This is a genomic window from Laedolimicola intestinihominis, from assembly GCF_040096155.1.
In the GTDB taxonomy this organism is placed as follows: domain Bacteria; phylum Bacillota; class Clostridia; order Lachnospirales; family Lachnospiraceae; genus Laedolimicola; species Laedolimicola intestinihominis.
Map to the genome: position 1 here is coordinate 43,641 of NZ_JBBMFE010000008.1, position 17,978 is coordinate 61,618.

At 51.7% G+C, this 17,978-nt stretch carries 18 protein-coding genes; 1 reads left to right on the top strand and 17 read right to left on the bottom strand.

Annotation, left to right across the window (positions count from 1 at the left end):
- The 7 genes from WMO29_RS09780 to WMO29_RS09810 all read right to left on the bottom strand — a co-directional run bounded on the left by WMO29_RS09780 (position 1) and on the right by WMO29_RS09810 (position 7,707).
- On the bottom strand, positions 1 to 1,194 hold the full coding sequence (locus WMO29_RS09780) for an acetate/propionate family kinase (RefSeq protein WP_178038411.1): 1,194 nt from the start codon (positions 1,192 to 1,194) through the stop codon (positions 1 to 3).
- A gap of 164 nt (positions 1,195 to 1,358) precedes the next feature.
- Complete coding sequence (pduL, locus tag WMO29_RS09785) at positions 1,359 to 1,925, bottom strand: phosphate propanoyltransferase (RefSeq protein WP_349164638.1); 567 nt, start codon at positions 1,923 to 1,925, stop codon at positions 1,359 to 1,361.
- Positions 1,926 to 2,254: 329 nt separating this feature from the next.
- On the bottom strand, positions 2,255 to 3,310 hold the full coding sequence (locus tag WMO29_RS09790) for a lactonase family protein (RefSeq protein ID WP_349164639.1): 1,056 nt from the start codon (positions 3,308 to 3,310) through the stop codon (positions 2,255 to 2,257).
- Between the two features lie 18 nt (positions 3,311 to 3,328).
- On the bottom strand, positions 3,329 to 4,609 hold the full coding sequence (gene hemL, locus WMO29_RS09795) for a glutamate-1-semialdehyde 2,1-aminomutase (RefSeq protein WP_349164640.1): 1,281 nt from the start codon (positions 4,607 to 4,609) through the stop codon (positions 3,329 to 3,331).
- Complete coding sequence (hemB, locus tag WMO29_RS09800; protein ID WP_349164641.1) at positions 4,609 to 5,592, bottom strand: porphobilinogen synthase; 984 nt, start codon at positions 5,590 to 5,592, stop codon at positions 4,609 to 4,611. Before hemB ends, hemL begins: the two co-directional genes overlap by 1 nt.
- A gap of 76 nt (positions 5,593 to 5,668) precedes the next feature.
- A complete protein-coding gene (locus tag WMO29_RS09805; protein WP_349164642.1) occupies positions 5,669 to 6,133 on the bottom strand; it encodes a precorrin-2 dehydrogenase/sirohydrochlorin ferrochelatase family protein in 465 nt (154 codons plus the stop codon).
- Between the two features lie 167 nt (positions 6,134 to 6,300).
- Positions 6,301 to 7,707: a spore germination protein gene (locus WMO29_RS09810; RefSeq protein WP_349164643.1), complete on the bottom strand. Its 1,407-nt coding sequence runs from the start codon at positions 7,705 to 7,707 to the stop codon at positions 6,301 to 6,303.
- A 173-nt stretch (positions 7,708 to 7,880) separates the two neighbouring features.
- Between WMO29_RS09810 and WMO29_RS09815 the strand changes: the two genes are divergently transcribed.
- Positions 7,881 to 8,699, top strand: coding sequence for a Cof-type HAD-IIB family hydrolase (locus WMO29_RS09815; RefSeq protein ID WP_178038404.1), 819 nt, complete (start codon positions 7,881 to 7,883; stop codon positions 8,697 to 8,699).
- Positions 8,700 to 8,854: 155 nt separating this feature from the next.
- Here the strand turns inward: WMO29_RS09815 and WMO29_RS09820 are convergent, their stop codons facing one another.
- The 10 genes from WMO29_RS09820 to WMO29_RS09865 all read right to left on the bottom strand — a co-directional run bounded on the left by WMO29_RS09820 (position 8,855) and on the right by WMO29_RS09865 (position 17,973).
- Positions 8,855 to 9,313: a DUF1307 domain-containing protein gene (locus tag WMO29_RS09820; RefSeq protein ID WP_349164644.1), complete on the bottom strand. Its 459-nt coding sequence runs from the start codon at positions 9,311 to 9,313 to the stop codon at positions 8,855 to 8,857.
- 91 nt (positions 9,314 to 9,404) lie between these two features.
- Positions 9,405 to 11,534 carry an RNA degradosome polyphosphate kinase gene (locus tag WMO29_RS09825; RefSeq protein WP_349164645.1) on the bottom strand — a complete coding sequence of 710 codons (2,130 nt, stop codon included), beginning with the start codon at positions 11,532 to 11,534 and terminating at the stop codon, positions 9,405 to 9,407.
- A 6-nt stretch (positions 11,535 to 11,540) separates the two neighbouring features.
- The gene (locus WMO29_RS09830; protein WP_178038401.1) at positions 11,541 to 13,082 is read right to left on the bottom strand and encodes a Ppx/GppA phosphatase family protein; all 1,542 of its coding nucleotides are present in this window, start codon (positions 13,080 to 13,082) and stop codon (positions 11,541 to 11,543) included.
- Positions 13,083 to 13,087: 5 nt separating this feature from the next.
- The gene (locus WMO29_RS09835; protein ID WP_349164646.1) at positions 13,088 to 13,525 is read right to left on the bottom strand and encodes a dUTP diphosphatase; all 438 of its coding nucleotides are present in this window, start codon (positions 13,523 to 13,525) and stop codon (positions 13,088 to 13,090) included.
- The gene (locus WMO29_RS09840) at positions 13,509 to 14,018 is read right to left on the bottom strand and encodes a CinA family protein (RefSeq protein ID WP_349164647.1); all 510 of its coding nucleotides are present in this window, start codon (positions 14,016 to 14,018) and stop codon (positions 13,509 to 13,511) included. The genes WMO29_RS09835 and WMO29_RS09840 overlap by 17 nt, the downstream gene beginning before the upstream one ends.
- Before the next feature lies 1 nt (position 14,019).
- Entirely contained in the window at positions 14,020 to 14,562 is a 543-nt protein-coding gene (gene pgsA / locus WMO29_RS09845; RefSeq protein ID WP_349164648.1) for a CDP-diacylglycerol--glycerol-3-phosphate 3-phosphatidyltransferase, read from the bottom strand.
- Positions 14,559 to 15,887: a 30S ribosomal protein S12 methylthiotransferase RimO gene (gene rimO / locus WMO29_RS09850; RefSeq protein WP_349164649.1), complete on the bottom strand. Its 1,329-nt coding sequence runs from the start codon at positions 15,885 to 15,887 to the stop codon at positions 14,559 to 14,561. The genes pgsA and rimO overlap by 4 nt, the downstream gene beginning before the upstream one ends.
- 87 nt (positions 15,888 to 15,974) lie before the next feature.
- Entirely contained in the window at positions 15,975 to 16,877 is a 903-nt protein-coding gene (locus WMO29_RS09855; protein ID WP_349164650.1) for a DMT family transporter, read from the bottom strand.
- 6 nt (positions 16,878 to 16,883) lie between these two features.
- Positions 16,884 to 17,516, bottom strand: coding sequence for a hypothetical protein (locus tag WMO29_RS09860; protein ID WP_349164651.1), 633 nt, complete (start codon positions 17,514 to 17,516; stop codon positions 16,884 to 16,886).
- Between the two features lie 10 nt (positions 17,517 to 17,526).
- Entirely contained in the window at positions 17,527 to 17,973 is a 447-nt protein-coding gene (locus WMO29_RS09865; RefSeq protein ID WP_349164652.1) for a GatB/YqeY domain-containing protein, read from the bottom strand.
- Between the last annotated feature and the right edge of the window lie 5 nt (positions 17,974 to 17,978).

A 17,978-nucleotide genomic window follows, 5' to 3' on the forward strand; every position in this document is an offset into this window, starting at 1 on the left:
TTATTTTACCAGACGCTGTGTCTCACGGGCGATAGCCAGCTCCTCGTTGGTCGGGTAAATCATGACCTTAACCTTGGAGTTCGGAGTGGAGATCATCTGCACCTTACCGCGGCAGTTATTTGCCTCGTCGTCGATCTCTACGCCCAGATATCCCAGGTACTCACAGATCTTCTTACGGCTCTCGATATCGTTCTCGCCTACGCCTGCTGTAAATGCGATAGCGTCTACACCGTTCATGGCTGCTGTGTATGCGCCGATGTACTTCGCTACACGGTAGATGAATGCATCCAAAGCTACCTGTGCATGATGGTTGCCTTCCTCTGCTGCCTTTCCTACATCACGGAAATCGCTGGAGATGCCGTCGCTCATGCCAAGGATACCGGACTTCTTGTTCAGAATATTCAGAACCTCATTGACGTCCTTGCCCTCTTTGTTGCAGATGAACTGGATAACAGCCGGATCCACATCGCCGCTTCTGGTACCCATAATCAGACCCTCAAGTGGGGTAAGACCCATGGAGGTATCTACACACTTGCCGCCGATGGATGCGGAGATACTTGCTCCGTTGCCCAGGTGACATACGATAACCTTGCCCTTCTCCGGGTCAAGCTCAGCGAACTTCAGAACCTCGCCGGATACGAACAGATGGCTGGTGCCATGGAAGCCGTAACGACGGATGCTGTATTTATCATAGTACTCATAGGGGATTGCATAGAGGTATGCCTTCTCCGGCATCTTCATACCGAATCCGGTATCCCATACTGCTACGTTCGGAGTTCCGGGCATAGCTGCCTCGCATGCTTCGATACCCATCAGGTTCGCCGGGTTATGCAGCGGTCCAAGGTCGAAGCACTCGCGGATTACGCGCTTTACATCCTCGTCAACTACGATAGAATCGCTGTAAACCTTTCCGCCGTGCAGAACGCGGTGTCCGACTGCAGAGATCTCCTTGGTATCCTTGATTACACCGTACTCCGGATCTACCAGAGCCTGCATAACCAGCTTGATTGCTTCGGTATGTGCCGGCATAGCCTGCTCGATTACCATTTCCTTGCCGTTTGCCTTATGTGTCAGCTTGGAACCCTCGATTCCGATTCTCTCGCAGAGACCCTTTGCCATTACAGACTCATTCTCCATATCGATCAGCTGATATTTCAGAGAGGAGCTTCCGCAGTTGATTACTAAGATTTTCATAGCTATGTGTTCTCCTTAATTCATATTTACTTCGCAGTGGCACTCATGAGCAGGCTCACTCGTGCGCGGGCTTCGCCCTATGTCATTTGTCTAAAGCTCATCTGCTCATGCAAGCATGACATCTGAGTTTTCGCCATCTGACGCACTGCTCATTGCCTTCGCGATTATTTTACGATCTCACCAAATACCTCGCGTCCGCAAGCTGCTGCGTTGGACTCGTCGGTATCGATGTGCATAGCCAGAGCGTACTTCGGGCTTACACGAACAACTACATCGCCGAATACCAGGCTTCTGCCCTCGGTATCAATCTTTACGGATACAACATCCTTATCCTTTACGCCGAGCTTTTCAGCATCTTCCGGAGTTGCATGGATATGACGCTTTGCTGCGATTACGCCTTCCTTCAGCTCAACCTCGCCTGCCGGTCCTACCAGCTTACATGCGCCGCTGCCTGCAACATCGCCGGACTCGCGGATCGGAGCGTCTACGCCGATGGAACGCGCGTCTGTCAGGGACAGCTCTACCTGTGTCTCCGGACGAACCGGTCCCAGGATGGAAGCCTTCATCTCTTTCTTGCTTCCTACGATGGTTACCTTCTCTTCGCAGGCAAACTGACCCGGCTGGGACAGATCCTTCTTCTTGGTCAGCTCATGACCCTTACCGAACAGAGTCTCCAGATCCTCCTGTGTTACATGTACGTGACGTGCTGAGGTTTCAACAACAAATTTCATGATACATTCTCCTTTTCTTGTAAATAATTTATTACAGTTCTATGAGCCGACAAAAGCTGCCCTTCGCCGGCTCACAGTACATTTCACAATGTACACCATAATTCTATCTCCATTTTAGGTGCTTTCGCCATATTTTGCAAGCCCTGACAGGAAATAATTTGTACTTTTAAGGGTACAAGGCTATGATTTGCAGACGATACAGGAGAAAAACTTCTGCACGTCATGCTCGCATGTAAGGGCAGAAATTTTTCTCCTGTATCCTCCTGCAAAGCAGGAGCCCACGCGTATGCGCGTGGGGTCTGCAAATTGTAGTAGTTTATCCATCCCCACTACCCTTCGATCTCTGCCACCAGAACACAGTTGGGCGTCTCAATGGAGATCGGTTTTCCCTTGGCCGTAAAATAGTTTTTGTCATAATGCACCTCAAAGGTGGTGATGGTATTGCTCTCATGGTTCAGTGACATGATGTGCTTATTATCCGGGAAGAAATCAATGGCCTTCGGGTAATCCCCGCTAATCGGCAGAATACAGATTTTCTCCAGCAGTCCGGTCTCGGTATCCACATGGAAAAGACCTGCCGTATTGTCCCCGGCATTGGTGCACAGGAGCTTCGTGTCATCTCTGGAGAACCGCAGGGCGCAGGCCGCGCTGGTGGCGGAATGGTAATCATTCAGCGTGGAAACCTTCTGAATCTCCTCAAATACCGGGTTCTTTCCGCTTCCGTCGTACCTGTAGACCGTAATATAATTCTTCAGCTCACTGATCACATAGGCAAATTTTCCGCTTCTGCTGAATTTGATGATCCGGGGCGCAGACTCCAGTTCACAGAACAGCAGATCCAAAAGCTCGATTTTACCGGTACGGTGGTCAAATTTATAGATTTTGATCTGGTCGGTTCCCAGATCCACCGCGCAGAGATACTTTCCGTCCGGCGTCAGGTTCACGCAGTTTACATGGGGGCGGAAATTCCGCTCGGCCACGCTGCCCAGGCCCTTGTGGAAAACCTCGTCGGTCATCTCTCCTACCGTACCGTCCTCATTGAGACGCATGACTGTCACCTTGCCGTCATGCCAGCCTGCCACGAACAGGTATCTGTCATCCTTATCAGTGGACAGATAACAGCCGCGCATGCCTTCGATGCTGGCGCAATTTAACGGAACCAGATCCCCGTCCGGCTGCACCGTAAAGGATCTCACGCCCTCGTCGGCGACGGAATACAGGAATTTTCCGTTGTGGGACATTTTGATATAAGAAGGATTGTTAATCGGGATAACCTTGCGCTCCTTCATGGTACCATTTTCCACGTCCAGATCAAAAAGATGAATCCCCACACTGTTGCCATGGGTATAAGTTCCCACATAAGCTACGTATTTTTTCTTATCCATAGTATGTCCTCCTTCTGCTTAGCGCTGACCAAGGTACGCCTTGAAAATATCCAGTGTCTTCTCCAGTTCGTCCTCTGTCATGGCTGCGGACAGGAACATAGCCTCAAACTGGGACGGCGCCAGATAAATGCCGTTCTGTATCATATAAGAGAAATACTCCCCGAATTTTGCCGTATCCGAGGTCTTTGCCTCCGCATAATTAGTCACCGGGCCGTCGGTAAAGAAGATACTTCCCAGAGAGCCGATATGGTTCACCACCCAGGGCTTGCCTGCGGCGCGGACCGCCTCCTGCATACCCTCAAAGAATACATCCGCCTTATGGTTCAGTTCCTCGTAGAATTCCGGCGTCTCCTGTAAAAGCTTTAACTGAGCCAGTCCGGCCGCCATGGCCACCGGGTTGCCGCTTAAGGTTCCCGCCTGGTAAACCGGGCCGCTGGGAGCGATAAGCTTCATCACGTCTTTTCTGCCGCCGTAAGCGCCCACCGGCATACCGCCGCCGATGATCTTACCAAAGGTGGTCAGATCCGGCTCAATGTCAAAATACCCCTGGGCACCGGAGAGGCTCAGGCGGAAGCCTGTAATAACTTCATCGAAAATGAGCAGGCTTCCGTTCTCATTACAGAGTCTGCGAAGCCCCTGAAGGAATCCCTTCTTCGGAAGCACCACGCCCATATTGGCCGCCACCGGCTCTACGATGACTGCCGCCACCTCGCCCTTGAACTGGTCGAAAATGGCCTGTACGCTATCCAGATCGTTGTATACTGCCGTCAGCGTATCCTGGGTACAGCCTGCCGGAACGCCCGCACTGTCCGGAATTCCCGCGGTCATGACTCCGGATCCTGCCTTTACCAGCATGGCGTCGCTGTGGCCGTGATAGCAGCCCGCGAATTTGATAATCTTATTGCGGCCGGTGAAACCTCTGGCCGCGCGGATAGCACTCATAACAGCCTCGGTACCGGAGTTTACCATACGAACCATTTCTATAGAAGGAACGATGCTGCAGATCAGCTCTGCCATCTCCACCTCCCGCTCGGTGGCTGCACCGAAGCTCAAGCCCTCCCGGCAGGCCTCCAGCACATCCGCCAATACTTTCGGATGATTGTGACCCAGGATCATAGGACCCCAGGATCCTACAAAGTCCAGATAGGTCTGACCGTCTGTGTCTGTCATATATGCGCCCTTTGCCGACGCGATAAACCGGGGCGTCTCACCGACAGAGCCAAAAGCCCGCACCGGCGAGTTTACGCCGCCGGGGATATGTTCTACTGCTTCTGCAAAAAGCATTTCTGATTTGTTCATTAGCCAATTCTCCCTTCGTCCATAAAGCCAGCGATCTCTTTCGCGAAATAGGTCAGGTACAGGTCTACGCCTGCCCGGTACGCGCTGGCCGCGGTCTCGCAGATGATGGAAGCCTCATCGATATAGCCGAGAGACGCGCCCGCCTTGATCATGGCGTACTCGCCGCTGACGCTGTAGGCTGCCACCGGAAGAACGATATTTTCCTTCACCTCGGCAATGACGTCCAGATAGCTCATGGCCGGTTTTACCATGATGATATCCGCTCCCTCTTCCACGTCAAGAAGGGCCTCTTTGACACCCTCCCGGCGGTTGTGGTAATCCATCTGATAGGACTTACGGTCGCCAAAGGCCGGAGCACTGCCTGCCGCGTCGCGGAAAGGTCCGTAAAACGCAGATGCGTACTTCACCGCGTAGGACATAATCGGTGTTTCCACATAGCCATTGCTGTCCAGGATAGAGCGGATGGCTGCCACACGGCCATCCATCATATCAGAAGGCGCTACCATATCCGCACCGGCCTGCACCTGGGACAGGGCAATCTTCGCCAGATAGTCCAGAGTCTTATCATTATCTACATATTCGCCATGGAGAATACCGCAGTGGCCATGGGATGTGTACTCGCACATGCAGACGTCGCCAATGCAGTACAAATCCGGGAACTGCTTCTTCGCTTCCCGGAACGCCTTCTGCACGATGCCATTTTCATCGTAAGCGCCGCTTCCGCAAGCATCCTTGTGATCGGGAATACCAAAAAACATGACGCTGCCCACGCCCGTTTTCACAAGCTCCTCCAGTGCGTAGGGAAGCTGGTCGATACTGTAACGGTACTGACCCGGCATGGTAGGAATCTCCTCTTTGATTCCGGTTCCTTCTTTTACAAACATCGGGTAAATCAGGGAACTCTTGTCCATCCTGGTCTCCCGCACCATTTTCCGTAAGTTGACGCCGTTCCGAAGGCGGCGCGGTCTGATGTTCATATCCATAATCTCAACTCCTCTTTTCGGTATCTTTTTCTCTCCTAGCAGTATACCATATTCTCTCAAAAATAGATCATCTTTTTCATATTTCTGCCAGACACTTCCGAATGCGTTCAGTGGCTTCCCTGGCCAGCCGGTGATCCGTCCCGCCCGCCGTAACGCCTGCGGTGACGCCGCCGCCTTCCGCGATGCCCGGAAAATAAAAATCGCAGCGTGTCCGATCGTCGGAACAATTGACCGGAATGCCGCGCGCCCGACAGGCGCGAAAGACCGCTTTGTTGACCGCCCCGTCATCCACCGCCGCCAATACAAACAGGCTTCCATCCAGAAAGCTCTCCGCTTCCGGACTCCAGCGTTCCTGCTGCCAATGAAGCCGGCCTTCTTTTGCAAGCTTCCGGATTTTCACGGACGCCTCCGGCGCAATGACGGTAATTTGAGCTTCAAAGGAAAGCAGCGTCTGAATCCGCCGCTCCGCAATACGGCCTGCGCCCACCACAACGATTTTTTTCTGTTCCAGATCCACAAACAGTGGAAAATATCGACTCATACTCTATCCTCCCCGGTGTTCTGTCAGTATCATAACATACCCGGGCTTTTTTGTGAACCGTCACCTACAGGATCTGCCACCGGCAGCTCCTTACGGATACTTCGTAACAAAAAGCACTGCCTTGATTTTTACCAAAGCAGTGCTTTTTCTTCGCATTCTTCCTCTTTCTACTCCTTCAGCCGCAACCGCAGGAACCGTTTTTTCAACTGTGTCAGATTCAACGGGAACAGCGGATAGATATAACTTTTTCCGGCCACGGTCTTATTGCCGACGATAGCAGCTGCGGTCAGGATTAATCCGGCGATAAAGCCCCAGAGATTGAATGTCGAAGTCAATATCAGTAAAATCAGCCGCATGAATTTCAGGGCGTAACCCAGTTCATAGCTGGACTGGGTATAGTTGGCGATGGCTACAAAGGCCATATACATCATGATTTCCGCGTTGAACCAACCGGAATCCACCGTAAACTGACCCAGAACGATGCCGGCCACCACGCTTAGGGGCGTGCTCAGCATACTGGGCGTATTGATGGCGGCCAGCCGCAGGCCGTCGATGGCCAGCTCCAGCATCAGAAATTGCCAGACCACCGGCACGTGGACCGTGTCCTTGATGACGATAAAAGCCAGCCAGTCCGGAATCCAGCCCGGGTTCTGATACAGGAGCAGAAAGGTCGGCGTCAGAAGCAGGGTAATAATGGCAATAAGAAAGCGGGACAGCCGAAGATAGGAGCCCGTCACCGGGGGAAAGTAATAATCGTCCGCCTCCTCAATGATATCGAAGATCGATGTGGGAATAATCATGGCCTGAGGCGAATTGTCTACCAGGATCACGATATTTCCCTCCAGGATAGCCGCTGAGGCTGAGTCCGGGCGCTCGGTGAATTTGAATTTTGGAAATGGGTTATACCATTTCCGCTCGTAGATGCACTCGGCCAGACTCTCCTGGTTCATGGTCAGGGCATCTACCCGGATCGCGCTGATTCTTCCTTTCAGCTCCCGTAAGAGCCGCCGGTCCACCCGCTCGGACATATAGCAGAGAACGATGTCCGTTTCGGATGTTTTTCCCGCCGTCATCATTTCCATGGACAGATGAGGGCTCCGGATTCGTCTTCGAATCAGGGCTGTGTTGAAGACCAGGGTTTCCACAAAGCCGTCTTTTGACCCCCGGAGGGCCTTGTCCTTGGATGGCTCGTCCACGCTCCGCATGGGATAAGAACGACAGTCCAGGCCGATACAGGCGTCATAACCGTCAATGAAGAGACAGGTGACGCCGGACAGCAGGTTCTTCAGAATCTCGTCCAGTTCCTCCATGGCGGAAACTTCCACATAGGGAACCACATGATCGGCCATCTGCTGCGCGGTCATGGGCAGTTCCTCCGGTTTTAACTTGTAAAAAAATTCCAGTAGCTTTTCCATAACGGATTCTTCCAGGAAGCCGTCGATAAAGTAGATGCAGGCGTCCCGGCCACCGGTCCGGATGCCTTTCCGGATGATATCGAAATTGATATCCAGGTTCAGGATGTCGTCCAGACGGGATGTATTTTCTTTTAATCTGACAGACAGTTTTTCACTCATGTTAGTACCTCCGTATTGCTGCCACCCACAGCATATGGCACAAAGCATTTCCGCGCGGTCAGGCATTTTTCTACATGTAGTATCCCTCTATTTTCCAAAACTATGCTTTTATGCCAGATGTTTTCGTGCTATAATCTTTCTGGTACCAGAGATTTATATGAGGAGTTTTGATCATGGAAAAGAAAATTTTATTTGTGGATCTGGACGGAACCCTGTTGGACGACAACAAGAATATTACCCCAGAGAATCTGGCGGCCATTCAGAAGGCTACCGAAGCAGGTCACGCCGTAGTAGTCACCACGGGCCGCCCATTGTACAGCACCATCTTTCAGCTGGAGAAGCTGCACATGGACAAGCCCGGCTGCTATGCCATCACTTCCAACGGCGCATTGATTTATGACGCCCATACGAAGAAAATCATCTTCCAGACCGGCGTGGATAAGAATTGTATCCGGGAAGCCTTCGACGAGGCTTACAAGTTCGGCCTGCATCCCCAGACCTATTCCGATCACGGCGTTCTCTGCGAGCGTGAAGACCCGGAGATTCAGTACTATGCCAAATCTACCATGGTAAACTATGAGGTTCTGGATGACGTAACCAAGGTCATTACCCGGGATCCCATCAAGATGCTGTTCATCGACCTGCATGACCGCGCTAACCTTGAGAAATTCCGTGAGCACATGGAGTCCTGGAGCAAGGAACACCACATTGATATGTTCTTCTCCTGCGACATATATCTGGAATTTCTTCCCGAGGGCATCAATAAGGGCAGCGGCATCCGCTGGCTCTGCAACTACCTGAATGTGCCTCTCGACAATACCCTGGCCGCAGGCGACGCGGAAAATGACATCACCATGCTGCAGGCGGTTAAGACCCCCTGTGTCATGAAGAATGCCCGTCCGGAGATGTACGCTTACGGCGTCTACATTACCGAGCACGACAACAATCATTCCGGAATTGCGGAAATTATTCAGAAATTCATGCTTGCTTAAGCTGTTTCACGGAATGAGATAAAATATACTTCGCAAATTTTATGCGATAATATTTTTCATGTAACAGGGGATTCCATAGGAATTTCCTGTTACATGAAAAAGCTCCGGCAGAACTGTTCTTTTCAGTCCCGCCGGAGCTTCTGCGTCATCCTGTTTTATTCTGCCTTTGTATAGCCGCCTGCTTCCAGTGCCTCTCCTGTCTTTTCCAGAGAAATGCCGTTTGTACCGCCATCTACCTGAAGCAATCCCTGCTCAGCGAGCTTAGATACCGCATCGCCTGTGGTATCAATGGTGATAGCAATGGTATACACACCGTCCGCCGCGCTTCCGGTGCATTCCACGCCATCTACGGCCTGATAGGATTCCACCAGAGAATCATAGGCTTCCGTCATCAGGGTCTGAGTATCGTCGTCAAAGCCTGTCATGTCCAGCGCGATGGTCTCCTCCATCTTCTGAACTTTGTCGCCTTTGGCGTTCAGTGTCATGGTGTCGGTCATCTTCAGACCTTCGTTGTCCTGCTCCATTGTATAAGTTACACTCTGCGCTTTCCCGCCACAGGCTGCCAGAGATACGGCCATCACAAGCGTCATTGTAAGTGCTGTCAGTTTTTTCATGTTATACGCTCCTCTCGTCCTTTTTTATTCTTAATTTTATCCGGGAAATCCGCTTCCGTTACTGTTCTCTGCGTTCTCAGGAACCCGCTTCCTACTCCACCGGTTCCTCCGGAATGAACACCCGGCGGTTCACCGCATGTTCATCGACCCCGGCCTTCTCCTTTGCCTCTTCCGCAAAGTAATCCTGCGAGCTCAAAGGCGCTTTGCCACGGCGGTTGATCTTTTCATAGGTATCGTCGGGCTGCAGCACATGAGCCTTCACATTATCTTTTAACTCGATATCCAGGATGTGAATGACCTCCTCCTTCAGTTCCTCCCGCTCAATGGGGAACATGATTTCCACACGTTTCTCCAGATTTCGCGGCATCCAGTCGGCGCTGGCGCAGAAGACCTCCTCCTGACCATTGTTGTAGAAATAGAAAATTCGGCTATGCTCCAGGAAGTTGCCCACAATGGAACGCACGCGGATATTCTCGCTGACACCGGGAATCCCCACCTTCAGACAACAGATCCCCCGGACAACCAAGTCAATCTGTACGCCTGCTGCGGACGCTTCGTAAAGCGCCACGATCACATCCCGGTCACAGAGGGAATTCATTTTCGCGATAATCCGTCCTTCTCCTCCGTTTCTGGCATGCTCGGTTTCCCGTCCAATCAGACTCAGGAACCGATCCTTCAGCCACAGCGGCGCCAGTGACAGCTTATTCCAGCCCTCCGGCTCCGAATAACCGGAAAGCATATTGAAAACTGCCGTAGCATCCTCTCCAATGGGCGCGGAGCAGGTCAGAAGTCCGATATCGGTATACAGCTTTGCCGTAGAATCGTTGTAGTTACCGGTACCCAGATGAACATAACGGCGGATGCCGTCCTCTTCTCTTCGTACCACCAGGGTGATCTTACTGTGGGTTTTCAGACCCACCAGACCATAGATTACATGAGCGCCCGCCTTCTCCAGCATCTTCGCCCAGATGATATTGTTCTCCTCATCGAAACGGGCCTTCAGCTCCACCAGAACCGAAACCTGCTTGCCGTTCTCTGCCGCCTGGGCCAGAGCTGCGATGATCGGAGAATTACCGCTGACACGGTACAGTGTCTGCTTGATAGCCAGTACCTTCGGATCGTTGGCCGCGTCCTTTACAAACTTCACCACCGGATCAAAGGTCTGGTACGGATGATGCAGAAGGATATCGCCCTTTCTGATCTCATCAAAAATATTACAGTCCGCGGGCAGCTCCTTCACCGGTGCAGGCACATGCTTCGGAAGCTTTAAATTATCAAAGCCCTCCATGCCGTACATCTTCATCAGGAAGGTCAGATCCAGCGGTCCGTTGATTTTATACAGGGCCTGCTCTTTGATATCCAGCTCCTTTGACAGAATCTTCAAAAGACGCTTATCAATTTTCTCTTCCACCTCCAGGCGAATCGCCTCGCCCCACTGACGCTTTTTCAACTGCTTCTGAATTTCCTTCAGCAGATCCGCCGCCTCGTCCTCGTCGATGGTCAGGTCAGCATTTCGCATAACACGATAGGGAGAGGCGCTGACGATATCATACTTCAGGAACAACTGCTGCATATTCCGCTCGATAATTTCTTCCAGTAGAATCACATTTTTTATGCCGTCCTCACTGTCAGGCAGACGCACAATACGGGGCAGCACCGACGGAACCTGCACCGTGGCGAACTCCAGTTCGGCGTTCTTCTCGCCCTTTTTCTGAAGCAGCGCACCGATATTCAGGGTCTTATTGCGAATCAGCGGGAAAGGTCTGGAAGAATCCACCGCCATGGGAGTCAGCACCGGATAGACATTGTCCCGAAAATAGCGATCCACATAGCGAGCTTCCTCTTTGGTCAGGGCCTCATGCTCCTGAATTACATGGAGACCATTCTGCTTAAGCGCCGGCAAAAGAGAGCGGGAATAAGTGGAATACTGGAGAGCCACCAGCCCTCTTACCTCCTTCGTAATCTCCTCGATCTGCTCCTCCGGCGTCATACCGGCAATATCCTTCTTGGTATAGCCCGCATGGACCATATCTTTCAGGGAAGCCACACGAATCATAAAGAACTCATCCAGATTGGACGCGGTAATGCTTAAAAATTTCAGCCGTTCAAACAGTGGAATCGTTTTGTCTCGCGCCTCGCTGAGCACACGCTCATTGAACGCCAGCCAGGACAGCTCCCGGTTTCTGTAGTACTCATGTCTGGTAAATTCTTTCTTATCCATCCTCTCTTATACCTGCCTTTTCTGCCGGATAACGGGCTTTATACTGAAAATAGTCTCAAAGAAATCCGCTTTGTGGGAGAAGAGTCCCTGCTCCAATGTGATGTCCTCTACCGTATCCACCACCACCAGGAGCTCCCGCTCCTTTAAAGTAACGCGGACATTCTTAAACTTCTGCTTATGGCTGCGATCCATGGAATTAGCCACACGAAGAATGGCACTCAGCTTCGCCGTCAGCAGATAATCGTTGCGATCCAGGCTGCTGCCCATGGAAAATTCCTCGAAGGATACAAACTCCTCCGTATCGAACCGGATAGCGTTGGCAATAATCTCCCGTTCCCGATGGGACAGACCGATAATCTCCGTGGACATAACGATCTGGTAGGAGCATTCCGCCGTATGGGTCATACTGATGTATTTACCACAGTCATGAAGCCAGACCGCAATCTGCAAAAGCAGGCGCTCTCTCTTCTCCATACCGTGAATCCGCTTCATTTTGTCGAAGATGGTGAGAGCCAGATATTCCGTTCCCTGAAGATGGGTTTTATTACTCTGATAGCGCTTGGCAATGTTCTTGGCTGCCTCGATGATATCGTTTTCAAAATTATGGCTGGGCTTAAAGATCCGTTTGCGCTCCGCGTAATCGTAAGCCAGACCGTCCCGGATATTCAGGCCCGGTACCCAGATGAATTCTGCTCCGGTCTCTTCAATCAGCTTCCGGTAAATAATAAGCGCCGGCAGTACCAGAGACATGTTCTCAGCCATACCGCCCAGTCGCTCCATGGCTTTCTCCCGGGAACCGTCCGCAAGAATCTTTTCGTACAGATTCAGATATTCCTCGCGGGTAAAGGATACACTCTTCGCCTTACCGCCCCTGTCTACCAGCTGATTGATATAATCGCCTACCAGAATCATATGCTTAATTTCATGTTCCTTCAGATATAACCGCTTATAGCTTTTCAACTCGTTGTTGATCATTTCCTCAATGATCTCTCCGAAATGGGTGGTGCGGTTCTCCACCTCCGCCAGGCGCTCCCGGATACGCATGGTTCCGAGACGCAGATTCTGAGTAGACACAAGGGCGTCCTTATCGAACAGGGAAATCTGGATGCTGCCACCGCCCACATCGACAATGGCGGTTCCCTTCTGAATGATTTTCTGAAAGGATTCCTCATTGGACGCAATGGATTTGTAGCCCAGAAACCGGTGCTCAGAATTGCTTAAGACCTCCACCTCAAGGCCCGTCCGTACACGAATCTTATCAAGAATCAGAAGGCAGTTCCGCGTCTCGCGAATGGCACTGGTGGCGCAGGCCCGGTAGTCGTCTACCTGATATTCCTTCATGATGCGGGTAAAATCCTCCAGCACCTCGCACAGCTCCTCCAGCATCTCATTGCTGATCTCCTTCTGGTTATAGGCGTCCTTGCCCAGCTCCAGTCCGTAACGGATATCGTCGATTTCCTTCATGCCATTCTTCTGAGACAGCTCCAGAATCTTCATCCCCACTTCGTAAGAGCCGATCTCAATAGACGCAAATGTGACAATCTGCATAATCTCTACGCCTTTCCTGTACTTCCGTGTCCGCCCCGGTCCGCATGACCGAGGATTTCTGTCTCCTCAAATACCAGCTCCGGCTGATGCTCCATAATCCGGAACTGACAGATCCGGTCATTGACGTGAATCCTTGTATCCCGCATGGCGAGGACCGGCATAAACCACTGGTCGTTGTCACCGCAGTAGGTCTCGTCAATGACACCCATATGATTCGTCTGAATCACGCCGAAATTTTTATAGGTGCTGCTGCGGGGTACCACATGGGCCTCATAGCCTTTTGGAAGCTCCATGGCAATTCCCAGGGGAATCAGCTTAAATTCTCCCTTTTTCAAAGTCACATCCTCTGCGCTTCTTAGATCCACCCAGTCGGATTTGCCGCCGATGTAAGCCAGCTTCTCGATTTTATCGGTAAAATATTTAATTTTAATGGTCTTGGTCATTTCCGTCTGTCTCCTCAAGTCCTTTTTTCAGAAGCGCCAGAGCAGCCTGCACGGTACTCTCCCGTACTTCGCTCCGATCGCCTTCAAAATGGTGCTCTTCCACATACATCTGTCCCCGTACAGATACGCCGATATATACAAGGCCCACCGGCTTCTCTTCCGTTCCACCGTCCGGTCCTGCGATACCGGTCGTAGCGATCGCAGCGTCCGCGCCACTTGCCAGAATAGCGCCCTTGGCCATTTCCCGGGCGGTTTTTTCGCTGACTGCCCCAAATTCCTTCAGAGTTGTCTTCTTTACATTCAGAAGCTTTCTCTTTGCCTTATTGGAATAGGTGATGAAGCCCTGCTTAAATACCTCGGATACGCCCGGCACATCCACCAGACGCGCGGCCACAAGGCCTCCTGTACAGGACTCTGCCGTAGTCACGGTCAGCTCATCCACTTTTAAAAGCTCTACTACTTCCTCCGCAAGTGTCTTCTGCTGCTCTCCCATTTTAAATATCTCCTTCCAGAAGTATTCCTTTGTTTTTTGCCAGATAATCAACCAGCGATATTACGGTCAGAATCAGCGCAATCCAGGTAACAACAGCCTCGATGGTGGTGAATACCCCTCCCAGATCGAGAATCAGGAGAATGATCATCAGCATCTGGAAAGTCGTCTTAAACTTTCCCCAGTAGCTTGCTGCGATAACAACTCCATTATCCGATGCAATCAGACGGAAACCGCTGATAATGAACTCTCTTGAAATAATTACAATGACCATCCAAGCTGCCAGTCGGTTCATTTCCACCAGACAAATCATGGCCGAGCAGACTAAAAGCTTATCTGCCAGCGGATCCATGAATTTTCCGAAATTGGTGACCAGGTTATACTTTCTCGCAATCTTACCGTCCAGAAGGTCCGTCAGACTTGCCACGATAAAAATTCCGACCGCAATGTACTCGGAATAAGCGCCGCCCAGATCGGTCAGCATAAATACAACAAAAAACGGGATCATCAATACACGAAGTGTGGTTAATTTATTGGGTAAATTCATTCTGCTAATTCTCCTATCAAATCATAATCTACGGCTCCGGTAACGCGCACCTTCGCAAAATCGCCGCTCATCAGGGTCTCGTCCGTATTCAGGAACAGATAACCGTCTACACCCGGCGCATCCTTATAGGTACGGCACACATAAGCGTTCTCATCAGCCACCTGGCCCTCTACCATAACCTCCAGAATCCGGTCTGTCATGGCGTCCGCCTTGTCAAAGGCAATCTCCTGCTGCAGCTCCATAAGCTCGGCTCTCCGCTCCTCCTTCACTTCCTCCGGAATCTGATCGGGCATGCCTGCCGCCGGGGTATCCTCCTCCGGAGAATAGGTAAAGACGCCTAACCGGTCAAACTCGCAGTCATCCACGAAACGCATCAGCTCCTCATGGTCTTCCCGGGTCTCTCCCGGGAATCCGGTAATCAACGTAGTACGCAGACAGATATCCGGGATCTCTTCCCTGAGCCGTCCAATGATATGACGCAAATCTGCCCGGGTAGTTCTTCTTCCCATACGCTTCAGAATCCGGTCGGACGCATGCTGAATGGGAAGATCCAGATAATGACAGATCTTTGGCTCATCCCTCATAACCTGAATCAGTTCTTCCGTAATCTCCTCCGGATAACAGTACAGCACACGAATCCACTGAATGCCGCCAATTTCAGCCAGCTTCTTTAAAAGCTCCGGCAGCTTCTTCTCGCCGTAAATATCTTTTCCGTAAAGGGTCGTCTCCTGGGCCACCAGAATCAGTTCTTTGACGCCGCCCTCCGCCAGCTCCCGTGCCTCCTTTAAAAGCTGCTCCATGGGAACGCTGCGGTAGTTGCCGCGCACCTTCGGGATGATGCAGTAGGTACAGTGCTTATCGCAGCCCTCTGCAATCTTCAGGTAAGCATAGTGGCCGCCGGTGGTCAGGGCTCTTGCACCCTCCTGTTCCGGTACCAGACGGTCAATGTCCTCAAAATGAAGCTCCTTCTGACCCTCCAGCACCTTCTCTACGGTTTCCACGATGGCGTCGTAGGTGGTGGTTCCGAGAACCGCGTCTACCTCCGGAATCTCGTCTACGATTTCCTGCTTGTAACGCTGAGCCAGACAGCCGGCCACAATCAGGGCCTTACAGCTGCCGGATTTGCGGTACTCCGCCATCTCCAGAATCGTGTTGATGCTTTCTTCCTTGGCGTCATTGATAAAGCAGCAGGTATTGATGACAATTACATCTGCCTCTGTCTCATCGTCGGTGAAGGAAAAGCCTTTTTTACCCAGAAGACCAATCATCACCTCAGAATCCACAAGATTTTTATCACAGCCAAGGGATACAAATAAAATTTTCATAAATCATTCTCTTTCATTATATTTATTATTTCTCATACTGCAAGAATATTGCAGCACAATTAACAAAAGCTTTACATTGCACGCCGACTAAGATACCTTTTCCCGCCGGGGCAGCTGCGCCAGCACAATTGCCGCGAACATCAGTACGCATCCAAGCGCCTCGCGACCACTCAGGGTCTGATGCAGAATCAAAAGTCCCGCCAGCACAGATACCACTGACTCCAGGCTCATAATCAGGGAGGCCACCGTCGGGTTCAGACCCTTCTGGCCCACGATCTGCAGGGTGTAGCCCACGCCGCTGGACAGAAGTCCCGCATAGAGAATGGACTGCCACGCCATCAGGATATCTGAGATATCCGGCTGCTCCAGCACCAGCATTCCGATACCTGCCACGATGCCGCAGACAAAGAACTGAATGCAGGACATTTTCACGCCGTCCACATAGGGCGTAAAATGGTCAATGATCAGAATATGCGCTGCAAACAGGAACGCGCAGATAAACACCAGAATATCTCCGGTTCCAATCCGCAGGGTCTCCGTAATACAGAGGCAGTAAAGACCGCCCACGGCCAGAATTACGCCAATCCACACATTGATCCCACAGCGCTTTCCAAAAAATATCCCCGCAATGGGCACCAGCACGATGTAGCAGGCCGTGATAAAACCGGCCTTTCCCACGGTCGTAAACAGGATACCGTACTGCTGAAAGGCGCTGGCAAAGCAGAGGGCCAGGCCGCAGAGAATACCGCCCCTTATCAGGACCTTCCGATTCTCCGGCTTCTTCTCCTCCAGCCGCGCTTCCTCACTCTTCTGACGGTCCATAAAGGCGATCACCGGCAGAAGCGCCGCCCCGCCGATAAAGGAGCGGGTACACAAAAAGGTAAAGGGACCCACATAATCCATGCCGACGCTCTGCGCCACAAAAGCGGTTCCCCAGATCACTGCTGTCAGAAACAACAGCAGTGAATGCTGAATCTGTGTCTTGTTCATCTTATCTTATCCTTCGTCAAAGCGCAGGGTGGACAGAATCATCTGCTCCGCCTGTCCGATTTTTTCATAATCTCCTACCGTGCAGTCCATCTGGACCGTATACAGGATATCATTATAGCGGAAAATATAAACGTCGCAGGTACGCTCCGTATCCGCCGTCCCTTCCGCATAGCTGACCCATACAGCCGGGTATTCCCCCTCGCCCACGGTCACATCCTCCACGGTACACTCCTCATCACTTTCCAGTACCACCTGGTCGGCAGCATCCTCGGTGGAAGCCGCATCGGATCGTTCCACCCGGACAAAGGCCGGAACGCCCTCCTCCAGCGCCTGAAAGGTCAGGCTGTCAGCTGATGCTTCCACCGAAAAGGTTTCCGCGTCGTAAGCCAGGGAGAAATCCCCGATGCCCCGGACTCTTGTATACAGAACTGTCTTCGGCTCCTCGCCTTCCATCACCGTTACTTCTTCCTGTCCCAGCACGGTTCCCGGCGCGGTCTCAAGGCCTAATTCAGCCTCCTTTTCTTCTTCTGTCTGGCTGATCTTCGGCTGTTCTACAACCTCCACATGCGGCACAGAAACCTCCGCGTCCTTTTTTCCACAGGCCGAAAGCCCCATCGCTGCCAGGACGCAAAGTGTCAAAAACTTCACCTTACGCAAGCAGCTCACCCACTAACTTATTGACCAGAGAACCGTCTGCCTTGCCCTTTACCTTCGGCATCAGCTCCTTCATGATCTTGCCCTTGTCCCTGCCGGTGGGGTTCTCGATACCAAGACCCGCAATAACCTCCCGGATCACGGCACGGATAGCGTCCTCGCTCATTTCCTCCGGTGCGAACTCGGAAAGAACAGCCAGACGGGCCTTACACTGGTCAATGATATCGGTGCGGTCTGCGGGAGCCAGATCCATGGTCTCCTTGGTCTGCTTGATCTCCTTCTTTACCACCTCGAACTCTTCCTCCGGAGTCAGGTCCGCACGCTTGTCAATGGCTTTATTCTTCAGTGCGGCAAGCAGCATGGACAGGGTTTCTTTTCTGTCTTTGTCCTTGTTCTTCATGGCCTTTACCATCTCGGCACGAATTTCATCAATTTTGCTCATTTCAA

Bases quoted from the DNA above. Each gene is read 5' to 3' on its own strand.
- rimO (WP_349164649.1), bottom strand. From the start codon at position 15,887: ATGAAAATTTTATTTGTATCCCTTGGCTGTGATAAAAATCTTGTGGAT.
- WMO29_RS09830 (WP_178038401.1), bottom strand. From the start codon at position 13,082: ATGCAGATTGTCACATTTGCGTCTATTGAGATCGGCTCTTACGAAGTG.
- WMO29_RS09805 (WP_349164642.1), bottom strand. From the start codon at position 6,133: ATGAGTCGATATTTTCCACTGTTTGTGGATCTGGAACAGAAAAAAATC.
- WMO29_RS09780 (WP_178038411.1), bottom strand. From the start codon at position 1,194: ATGAAAATCTTAGTAATCAACTGCGGAAGCTCCTCTCTGAAATATCAG.
- hemL (WP_349164640.1), bottom strand. From the start codon at position 4,609: ATGAACAAATCAGAAATGCTTTTTGCAGAAGCAGTAGAACATATCCCC.
- WMO29_RS09855 (WP_349164650.1), bottom strand. From the start codon at position 16,877: ATGAACAAGACACAGATTCAGCATTCACTGCTGTTGTTTCTGACAGCA.
- WMO29_RS09835 (WP_349164646.1), bottom strand. From the start codon at position 13,525: ATGACCAAGACCATTAAAATTAAATATTTTACCGATAAAATCGAGAAG.
- WMO29_RS09865 (WP_349164652.1), bottom strand. From the start codon at position 17,973: ATGAGCAAAATTGATGAAATTCGTGCCGAGATGGTAAAGGCCATGAAG.
- WMO29_RS09820 (WP_349164644.1), bottom strand. From the start codon at position 9,313: ATGAAAAAACTGACAGCACTTACAATGACGCTTGTGATGGCCGTATCT.
- WMO29_RS09790 (WP_349164639.1), bottom strand. From the start codon at position 3,310: ATGGATAAGAAAAAATACGTAGCTTATGTGGGAACTTATACCCATGGC.
- pduL (WP_349164638.1), bottom strand. From the start codon at position 1,925: ATGAAATTTGTTGTTGAAACCTCAGCACGTCACGTACATGTAACACAG.
- WMO29_RS09815 (WP_178038404.1), top strand. From the start codon at position 7,881: ATGGAAAAGAAAATTTTATTTGTGGATCTGGACGGAACCCTGTTGGAC.
- pgsA (WP_349164648.1), bottom strand. From the start codon at position 14,562: ATGAATTTACCCAATAAATTAACCACACTTCGTGTATTGATGATCCCG.
- WMO29_RS09840 (WP_349164647.1), bottom strand. From the start codon at position 14,018: ATGGGAGAGCAGCAGAAGACACTTGCGGAGGAAGTAGTAGAGCTTTTA.
- WMO29_RS09810 (WP_349164643.1), bottom strand. From the start codon at position 7,707: ATGAGTGAAAAACTGTCTGTCAGATTAAAAGAAAATACATCCCGTCTG.
- WMO29_RS09825 (WP_349164645.1), bottom strand. From the start codon at position 11,534: ATGGATAAGAAAGAATTTACCAGACATGAGTACTACAGAAACCGGGAG.
- hemB (WP_349164641.1), bottom strand. From the start codon at position 5,592: ATGGATATGAACATCAGACCGCGCCGCCTTCGGAACGGCGTCAACTTA.